7 protein-coding genes and 1 pseudogene are annotated in these 9,444 nt (G+C 70.3%); 4 read left to right on the forward strand and 4 right to left on the reverse strand.

The annotated features are described in order from the left end of the window. The 4 genes from AX669_RS10445 to AX669_RS10460 all read left to right on the forward strand — a co-directional run. The coding region (locus AX669_RS10445) for a 3'-5' exonuclease (RefSeq protein ID WP_062258318.1) at positions 1-2,374 on the forward strand (2,374 nt) is incomplete at its 5' end. Further along, positions 2,371-4,239 carry an exodeoxyribonuclease V subunit alpha gene (gene recD / locus AX669_RS10450; RefSeq protein ID WP_062258319.1) on the forward strand — a complete coding sequence of 623 codons (1,869 nt, stop codon included), beginning with the start codon at positions 2,371-2,373 and terminating at the stop codon, positions 4,237-4,239. The genes AX669_RS10445 and recD, both read left to right, overlap by 4 nt. A 69-nt stretch (positions 4,240-4,308) precedes the next feature. Further along, positions 4,309-5,226: an EamA family transporter RarD gene (gene rarD, locus AX669_RS10455; protein ID WP_006946240.1), complete on the forward strand. Its 918-nt coding sequence runs from the start codon at positions 4,309-4,311 to the stop codon at positions 5,224-5,226. 51 nt (positions 5,227-5,277) lie between these two features. Continuing rightward, entirely contained in the window at positions 5,278-5,487 is a 210-nt protein-coding gene (locus AX669_RS10460; RefSeq protein WP_062258321.1) for a hypothetical protein, read from the forward strand. Between the two features lie 528 nt (positions 5,488-6,015). Here AX669_RS10460 and AX669_RS10465 read toward each other — a convergent pair. The 4 genes and pseudogenes from AX669_RS10465 to AX669_RS14110 all read right to left on the reverse strand — a co-directional run. Continuing rightward, positions 6,016-7,317, reverse strand: coding sequence for a D-arabinono-1,4-lactone oxidase (locus tag AX669_RS10465; RefSeq protein ID WP_082740880.1), 1,302 nt, complete (start codon positions 7,315-7,317; stop codon positions 6,016-6,018). Then, positions 7,310-8,461, reverse strand: coding sequence for an alanine racemase (locus AX669_RS10470; RefSeq protein WP_062258324.1), 1,152 nt, complete (start codon positions 8,459-8,461; stop codon positions 7,310-7,312). The genes AX669_RS10465 and AX669_RS10470 overlap by 8 nt, the downstream gene beginning before the upstream one ends. Further along, the gene (locus tag AX669_RS10475) at positions 8,458-9,054 is read right to left on the reverse strand and encodes a TetR/AcrR family transcriptional regulator (protein WP_062258326.1); all 597 of its coding nucleotides are present in this window, start codon (positions 9,052-9,054) and stop codon (positions 8,458-8,460) included. The genes AX669_RS10470 and AX669_RS10475 overlap by 4 nt, the downstream gene beginning before the upstream one ends. Before the next feature lie 149 nt (positions 9,055-9,203). Continuing rightward, positions 9,204-9,444 (reverse strand): annotated as a pseudogene (locus AX669_RS14110) (polyprenyl synthetase family protein); the annotation flags it as partial.

A 9,444-nucleotide genomic window follows, 5' to 3' on the forward strand; every position in this document is an offset into this window, starting at 1 on the left:
GAACTACCGCAGCGACGGCCCGCTCGTCGACGCCCTCGGCCGCCTCATGGGCAACGTGACGCTCTCGCCCGGCATCGTCGCGCACCCCGTCACCGCCGACCGCGAGACGTCCCGCCTCGTCGGCGACGCCGCGCCGATCGAGATGCGCTGGGTCAACGGTGACCCGCTGCCCGCAGCTGGCGCGCGCAGCGCCGTCGCGCACGACCTCGCGGTGCGCGCCAGCGAGCTGCTGGCGAGCGGGACGACGTTCGGCGACGCGCCGCTCGCGCCGCACCACATGGCGGTCCTCGCGCGCACCCACGCACAGCTGCTCCAGGTCCGCGAGCAGCTGCGTGCCGCCGGCATCCCCGCCGTGATGATGAGTGGCGACTCCGTACTGCGCAGCAGCGCCGGGGCCTGGTGGCTCGAGCTCCTGCTCGCCCTCGAACAACCCCATCGCGCGCAGCGCGTGCGAGCGGCGTGCCTGACGCCCCTCATCGGCTGGGACGTCGCCCGCATCGACGCACTCGAGACGGCCGACGCCGACGAATCCGCCGAACTCGTCCACGCGCTCGCGGCGCAGTTCGACGAGGGCGGCATCCCCGCCGTCGTGGATGCGCTGCGAGCGCACGGCATGCTCGAACGCCTCCTCGCCCGCGTCGGCGGCGAACGCGACGTCACCGACATCGAGCACTGCGCGCAGTTGCTGACGGAGCGTCAGCTCGCGACCGGCGGCGGCATCGCGGCGCTCGTCGCGTGGGTGCAGGAGCAGAGCGCCGCGGATGCCAAGGTCACCGCCGACGCGCGCCTCATGCGTCTCGACTCCGACGCGCAGGCCGTGACACTGTCGACCATCCACGCGAGCAAGGGGCTGCAGTACCCCATCGTCTTCGCGCCGACGCTGTGGAACCGATGGGACAAGGACCGCTCGGTTCCCGACATCGTCTACACCGAGGCGGGCCGTGTCGTCTCGTTCGATCCGGGCGTCATCAACGCGTCGCGATCGCACGAGGAGGCCTCCGGCGAGGAGATGCGCCTCGCGTACGTGGCGATGACGCGCGCGCAGAGCAAGGTGGTGTTGTGGTGGGCACCGACGGCACGCAGTACCTCGAAGAGCGCTCTGCACCGGCTGCTGTTCGGTCAGGCCGCCGACGCCGCGTCGCTGGGAGAACTGCTGACGCGCCGCACGAGCGACAAGGGCAGCGAGGTCATCACCACGACCGAGCAGAACGGCCTGCCGCGCGGTGACAAGCTGTTCGAGACCCTCCAGACCTGGGCTGAACACCGGGCCTTCACCCTCACCGAGGTCGTGCCCGGCGCCAAGCCGACGCCCGTTCACGTCGCCGTCTCGAGCGACGAGATGAACCTCTCACGGTTCGACCCACGCCTCGTCGACACGTCCTGGCGACGCACGTCGTACTCCGCGCTGTCGGCCGCCGGCGAGCGCGCCGACGAGCTGGCGGGCGTCGTCAGCGAGCCCGACGCCGTCGGCGCCCAGCTCGACCCGGACGTCGACCTCGCGCTGCCGCAGGCACCGTCGGCGCCCGATGTCCCGGGGGATGACGCTCTCTCCCCCATGCACGACCAGCCGCTCGGCGCGACGTTCGGCTCGCTCGTGCACGGTGTGCTCGAGGAGGCCGACTTCCAGGCCGACGACCTCGACGCCGAGCTGCACCGGCACATCGTCGAACAACAGCTGCGCTGGCCGGCCGACGTCGACGTCGACGCCCTCGTCGAAGCGCTGCGCGGGGTGCTCGCCACCCCGTTCGGGCCCCTGGCCGACGACGTGTGCCTGCGTCGGATCGCAATGAGCGACCGCATCGCCGAGATGGACTTCGAGATCCCCCTCGGTGGCGGTGACACCCCCCACGCCCGGGCGACCCTGCGTGCGTTCGCCGACGTCCTGCGCCGTCACCTGCCGGAAGACGACCCGCTGCGTCCCTACGCCGACCATCTCGAGGCCTCCCTGCTCGGCGAGGAGACGCTGCGCGGGTACCTGACCGGCTCGATCGACCTGACGTTCCGTCACGGCGGGCGCTATTTCGTCGTCGACTACAAGACGAACCGCCTGGGTGATCCGGATGCCCCGCTCACGTTGTCTGCTTACGGCCCCGAGGCCCTCGCCGCGGCGATGAATCACTCGTCCTACCCGCTGCAGGCGATTCTGTACGCCGTCGTCCTGCACCGCTACCTGCGCTGGCGCCTGCCCGGCTACGACCCCGAGACCCACCTCGGCGGCGTCATGTATCTCTATGTGCGTGGCATGGCGGGGGCTGACACGCCCCGCGGTGACGACGACACCCCCTTCGGCGTCTTCACGTGGCGCCCACCGGCAGCGCTCGTCGTCGCGCTGTCCGCCATCATCGACGGTCGCGAGCGAGGGAGTCAGCGATGACCGACCACCATGTCGAGACTGCGCCCGAATCGGCGGTTGTCGCACCTGACGCGGGTCGCACAGACGGACGCCACCCACTCGACGTCCTCGCCGAGCACGAGTTCGTCAGCCGCGGCGACGAACTCGTGGCCCGTCGCATCGCCCGCGCCGTGGGTGAACGCGACGGGTGGCCGCTCGCGCTGCTCGCTCTCGCCGTACGCGCGGCCCGAGAAGGATCGAGCGCGCTCGACCTCACAGGCGTCGCCAAGACGGGCGCCGAGGTCGCGCGTGACCAGGAGGACGAGGTCGACCTCGCGGTGGCGACGCTCGCCGAGGTGATCGCCGTGCCCGACCCTGCGGCCCTCGCCGATCTCGTGCGTGCGAGTGCGCTCGCGCACCAAGGCGTCGTGCACCTGCGCGGCGACGGCGCGGACGCCGCAGATCCGCCGCTGCTCATCATGGATCGTCACGACCGCGACGAGAACCTCATCGCCGACCTCATCGCACAGCGGCAATCACTGCTGGCTCCCCTCACCACGCAGTCGCAGGCCGAGGCCGACGCGGCCATCGCCGGCATCGCGCTCGACGACGCGCAGCGCGGAGCGGTGCACTCGGTCCTGACGCGATCGCTGACCGTCCTCACCGGTGGCCCGGGCATGGGCAAGACCTACACGCTCGCTGCGATCATCCGCGCCGCCCACGCGGGGCTCGGAGCCGACCTACGCCTTGCGCTCGCGGCTCCCACCGGCAAGGCGGCGGCGCGCATGACGGAGTCGTTGCGTGAGAACGGCGTCGGCCCCGACGCGGCCCCCGACGCCATCACCCTGCATCGCTTGCTCGGGTGGGATCGCACGAACTCGCAGCGCTTCGTGCACGACGCGAGCAACCCGCTGCCGCACGATCTCGTCGTCGTCGACGAGGCGTCGATGCTGTCACTCGCGATGACGGCGCGCCTGCTCGAAGCGCTCAAGCCGACGGCGCGCCTGCTCCTCGTCGGCGACCCCGATCAGCTCGCATCCGTCGAGGCCGGTTCGGTGCTGAGCGACCTCGTCTCCGGGCTCGACGACGCGCAGATCGTGCGCCTCACGACGCATCACCGGCTCAGCGAATCCCGCCGCGATCTCGCGCTGGCCTTCGCGGCGCCGACGCCGGACGAACAGGTCGCGGGCGTCACCGCGGTGCTGCGCGGTGGGCGCGGCGACGTCGAACACCTCAGCGAGGGCGACGTCGACCTGGCCGCGCTGCCGCACGTCGCGGAATCGGCGTGGCAGCTGCGTCAGGCGGCCGCTGCCGGGGATCGTGACGCGGCGCTGGGCGCCCTGCGTCACCACCGTCTCCTGTGCGCGCACCGCACCGGACCGTACGGTGTCGCCCGCTGGAACCGCCTCGTCGAGGCCTCGCTCGCCGATCGGGGCGTCGACATCGTGGCGGGCCGCATGTACGTCGGCCGGCCCGTCATCGTGACGAAGAACGACCCGAGCCTCGGGCTTTTCAACGGTGACACGGGCGTCGTCATCGACGCGGGCGGGCACCTCGTCGTCCTCGTCGACCGCGGGCAGAAGGCGGGCGAGGAGACGAAGAAACGCACCGAGTTCTCACCGTGGCGCCTGGCCGACGTCGAGACGATGCACGCGATGACGGTGCACAAGGCGCAGGGCAGCCAGGCCGAGCACGTCACGGTCATCGTGCCGCCGGTCAGTTCGCGGCTGCTGACGCGCGAGATGCTCTACACCGCGCTGACCCGCGCGAGTGCGCACCTCACCGTCGTCGGCACGGACGACGCCATCGAGCACGCGGTGCGCACCCCGGTGCGCCGAGCGTCAGGGCTGGCGCGGCGCCTGCGTGAGACGAACATCCAGCGCGAGACGAAAACCGAGAATGGATAGATTTCTGATGCACTGACCGGTGTCACCTGCCCCGCCGGGATCACCCGGCCCGACGACCGATGGAGAAGCGTGGCTGACGAGCAGCGCCAAGGCACGATCTACGGCTTCCTCGCCTACCTGGCGTGGGGTCTGTTTCCGCTGTACTTCCATGCCCTCGAACCGGCGGGCGCGTGGGAGATCCTCAGCCATCGCATCCTGTGGACGCTGCTGCTGTGTCTCGTCCTGCTGGCGATCACCCGCAATCTGGGCTTCCTGGGCGGGTTGTTCAGGGACGCGCGCAGGCTCGGCGCCATCACGATCGCGGCGCTCCTCATCGCCGCGAACTGGACGATCTACGTCGTCGCCGTGACGAGCGGCCACGTCACCGAGGCCGCGCTCGGGTACTTCCTCAACCCTCTCGTGACGGTGATGCTCGGCGTCCTCGTGCTCGGTGAGAAGCTGCGGCGTCTGCAGTGGCTCGCCGTCGCGATCGGTGTCGTCGCGTGCGTCTACCTCGCGATCGACTACGGCAGCCCGCCGTGGATCTCCATCTCCCTCGCGCTGTCGTTCGCCGCATACGGCCTCATGAAGAAGCGCATCGGCGGCCACCTCAGCGCCCTCGAAGGGCTGACAGCGGAGACCGTCGTCCTCGCGCCGTTGGCCGCCGCGCTGCTGCTGTTCGTGCTGCCGTCGAAGGATCTGACGTGGAGCGGGCACGGCGTCTCGCACAGCGTTCTGCTCGCCTTCAGCGGCGTCGCGACGGCCATCCCGCTGCTGCTGTTCGCCGCCGCTGCCCGTCGCATCCCGCTGACGACGATCGGGCTGCTGCAGTTCATGACGCCGATCATGCAGTTGCTGTGCGGCGTGCTCGTACTCGGCGAGCACATCAGTGCCGGACGCTGGGTCGGCTTCGGCCTCGTGTGGCTCGCCCTCGTCGCCCTGACGCTCGACTCGCTGCAGCACGCCACCCGCAGCCGCCGCGCCCGACGCGTCGCAGCCGCCGCCTGAACACGCAGCCACTCGGATCATGGCGCCGACGCGCGCCGGGTCAGCGAGGTCATGCCACGTCAACCGCACGACGATGAAGCCAAGACGCTCAAGACGCAGGTGACGCAGCTTCTCGGCCTGCAGGGCGCGCGGGCTGTCGTACTTGCCGAGCCCGTCGAACTCGATGAGGACACGAGTACTGCAACCCGGAAATCAGCCCGGGCGAAGACGCCGCCCGTCTCGTCGCGAATCGGGTGTTGCGGCTCCAAGGCGATCCCGTAGGTGTGGCACAACCAGCGCAGCCGGCTCTCCCCCGGCGACTCGACCCGGGCGTCCGCGAGATCGACGACGACGCGCGCCATGCTCACCCCCCTTGCGACGGTCATAGAGGGCAAGCACGTCTGGCAGTGCCGTGAGCGTGGCGGCAACACGGCGTCGCGCCAATTCGCGGCGCCACACCGCCGGATTCTCGGACGTCGGCGGCGTCACGATGTGATAGCTGCCGTTGCCGAGCGATTCGAGCCAACCGTCACGGACCCAGCGTCGGACGTGGTCATGCGTCAGCCCATGGGTGGCGAGTTCACTCACGTGCAGATGATGGGGTCCGTGCTGCATTCGCTGCCGCAGCAGCTCGGGTGGCGGATTCACTCTCACACTGTCGCCCATCGAGGGCACGGCGTGCTGGGCGAACGACGTCGCCCTGTGGACAACCAACCACGATCGAGCGAATCGGTGGGATCAAGCACTGCAGCGCTCGATCCCACCGATTTCGCTCGTGTTCGGCCCGGCTCGGCCCCGTGCGCCCAGCCGTCAGGCCCCGAGCACCTGTTCCAGATACGGGTTGGCGAACACCCGCTGCGGGTCGAGACGATCGCGCAGGGCGACGAAGTCGTCGAAACGCGGGTAGACCGAGCGCAGGTAGTCGGCGTCGTAGTCGTGCATCTTGCCCCAGTGAGGGCGCGCGCCGAGTTCGCGGGCGACGTCCCAGAAGTGCGCGAAGTAGGCGCGGTGGTCGGCCTTCACGTATTGGTGGATGGCGATGTAGCAGCTGTCACGCTCGTTGGCCGTCGACATCCAGCGATCGTCACCGGCAGCCCAGCGCACCTCGACGGGGAACGCGACGGGTTCGGCGGTGCGCTCCACCCACCGCTGCATCTCCCGCAGGATCGGCTCTGCGGCCTCGAGCGGCACGGCCATCTCCGATTCGCGGAACCGAACCGTTCGCGGTGAGGCGTACACGGCGTGCGAGCGATCCGAGAACTCGCGCGCGGACAGCGTCGAGGCGGAGATGTCGTTGAGGCGCGGCACGAGCGACGGCCGTCGCACCGCGAGCTCGTTGAGCCACCCGAAGACGGTGTTCGACAGGAACTGATCCTCGAGTCGTCCCTTCCAGCGCGGCAGCGGATTCACCGCCGCGTCACCGCCCCCGCGGACGTTGCGCTTCGTCATCACCTTGTCGGTGTGCGGAAACCAGTAGAACTCGTAGTGGTCGATCTCGGCGAGCGTCGCGTCGAGGCCGGCGAACTCCGCCGTCATCGTCGACGGGCCCTCCGTCGCGGCCAGCGTGAACGCCGGCACGCACTGCATCTCGACCTCGGTGATCACCCCGAGCACCCCGAGCGTGACGGCGAGAGCCGGCACGAGGTCGGCGTTCTCCCCGCCGTCGCTCCAGCGCAGAACCTCGCCGGTGCCCGTCACCATCTCGCCGCCGACGACGGCGCCGCCGAACCCGGTCCAGCCGAGCCCTGTGCCGTGCGTCGACGTCGAGACCGCCCCCGCGATCGTCTGACGGTCGATGTCGCCCATGTTGGGCAGCGCGAGCCCGTGTTCGGCGAGCCGCTCGACGAGGTCGTACAGGTGCGTCCCCGCCTTGATGCGCACCCGGTTCGTCGCCTCGTCGACGACGATGCCGCTCAGCGCATCGAGACGCACCTGGACGTCGACGGGCTCCGCGATCGCCGTGAACGAGTGCCCTGCACCGACCGGTTTGACCCGCCCGCCCGACGCCGCGGCGCGCTGCACGAGCGCAACGACCTCGTCGCGCGATCGCGGCGTGACGACCTCGCGCGGCGTCGCCGTCACGTTGCCGGCCCAGTTGCTCCACTCAGCCAAAGTTCTGCCCTTCTCCCCGATAGGTCGCGACCTCGTCGACGAGGGCGCCGTTCTCGACGACGAGGATCGAGTCGAACCGCTCGCACATCTCCCCCGCCTTGGAGTGGCGGAACCACACGTGGTCGCCGATGCTCAACCCGCGCGCGGACGCTCCGTGCAGCGGCGACTGCACCTCCCCCGCGCCCAGCTGGCCGTAGTACTTGAGCCCACGCGGATGCACGGGCACCGGCACCCGCGAGCGTGACGGCGGCCCGGAGCCGATGTAGCCGCCCGAATACGTGACGGCGGTCTGCGGGTCGGGTTTGCGCACGACGGGTGAGACGAACCAGCAGGCCGGTTCGGTGCGTAGCGCGCGGTAGCCGTCGAACAGACGCGGCGCGAACAGCCCGGAGCCGACGGCGATGTCGCCGAGCACGCCGTCACGCCCGCTGATGTGCGCCGATCCCGTGCCGCCTCCGTTGATGATCTCGAGGTCGGAGTACGCCTGCAGCGCGTCGACGACGGCGCGTCGGCGGCCCTCGATCTCGCGCATCGACGCCCACTTCATGAGGCGGTGACCGGGCGTCGAATCGGGCACGCCGGCGATCTGCGCCTCGTAGAACATGCAGCCGACGAGCTCGACGCCCGGCGTCCGCTCGATGCACTGCGCGAGGCTGACGGCGTCCTCGGGCGTACGCACGTCGGACCGGTGCGCTCCGGCGGTGAACGGACCGACCTTGAACGTCATGTCGACGTCGATGGCCACGCGCAGCACGACCCCCGCCTGCGTGGCGACGCGCGCGATCATCGCGACGTGCTCGGGCGAGTCGACCATGAGCGTGACGGTGGCGCGTGCCTCCTCGTCGTCGGCGATGGCGCGCATCGCGACGACGTCGGCGCTCGGGTAGGCGACGAGCACATCACGTAGCCCGTGAGACAGGAGCCACCGCGCCTCGGCGACCGAATAGGCGAGCAGACCGCTGACGCCGTCGTGGCGCAACGCCTCCTCGATGAGCGCGCGCACGCGGATCGACTTCGTCGCGATGCGCAGCGGCACGGGGGTCGCGACGTCGCGTAGCGCCGTCAGGTTGCGCGTGAACGCCGCGCGGTCGAGGACGGCCGTCGGCGCCCTGATCGGCCCCAACGGTGTGTCGAAGACGCTCACGCGGACACTCGGTCGGCGAACAGGCCGGCGAAGGCGTCGAGGACGGCGAGCGCCTTGTCGTCATCACCGTCGGCGAGCCAGGCGAGGGCGACGCCGTCCGTCATGGCGATGACCATGCGCTGGACGACCTCGGTCGGGATGCCGAGGTCGTTCGACCAGCGTGTCTGGAAGGTCTCGACGAAGTCGTGGACGATCGCGTAGTTCGTGGCGAAGATGCGGCGCGCGAGTTCGGGGCCCGAGTCTTCCTGACGCACGAGGTAGGCGACGAGTTCGTAGACGAGTCGCTGCCGGTCCGCCTGCGCACCACTGATCGACCAGTAGTAGCGGAACGCGGCGCGGATGGCGTCGACGGGCGAGACGTCGTCCGGCAACGGCAGTGACGCCGCCTCGATGTCGCGAGTCGCGATCGACTCGACCATGGCTTCGAGCAGCGCCTTCTTGCTGTCGAAGCAGTAGTGGACGGTGCCGAGCGAGACGCCCGCCTCCGTCGCGATACGGCGGACGGTCGTGTTGTCCAGGCCGTCCCGCAGGGCGATCGCGACGGCCGCCTGGATGAGTTGCGCGCGTCGCGTTTCGATGTCTAGCCGAGGCATAACTGCGACTCTAACGCCCCCTGAACTGGACATGTGTCTTGCACCACATTCGACACCCAGATGGTCACTTGCTGAACACCCGGCGTTCACGCCTCGGGACGGAGCGCGGTGTCAGCACGTGGTCTCAACTCTCCCCGCACCGGCGCCCGTCACGCCGAACGCGTCGCGACGCTCAGCGGAACCTCCTTGAGCGCGTCCTGCACCTCGCCCTCGCCGAGTTCGTCGATGAGAGCGGCGGCTTCGCGCGCTGTCGTCAGCGTGTGCGCGCGGGCCTGCTCCATGGCGGGGTGCGCGCGCAGCAGCTCGAGGGCCTCGGCGTGCTCGGCGTCGTCCGTCAGTGGCCTCGCGAGCAGTGCCTTCAGGCGCGCGTCGGCGGGGTCGCTCGAGGCG

Source organism: Dermacoccus sp. CCH2-D9 (genome assembly GCF_001556795.1).
GTDB classification, from domain to species: Bacteria; Actinomycetota; Actinomycetes; order Actinomycetales; family Dermatophilaceae; genus Dermacoccus; species Dermacoccus nishinomiyaensis.

Bases quoted from the DNA above. Each gene is read 5' to 3' on its own strand.
- AX669_RS10475 (WP_062258326.1), bottom strand. From the start codon at position 9,054: ATGCCTCGGCTAGACATCGAAACGCGACGCGCGCAACTCATCCAGGCG.
- recD (WP_062258319.1), top strand. From the start codon at position 2,371: ATGACCGACCACCATGTCGAGACTGCGCCCGAATCGGCGGTTGTCGCA.
- AX669_RS10460 (WP_062258321.1), top strand. From the start codon at position 5,278: ATGCCACGTCAACCGCACGACGATGAAGCCAAGACGCTCAAGACGCAG.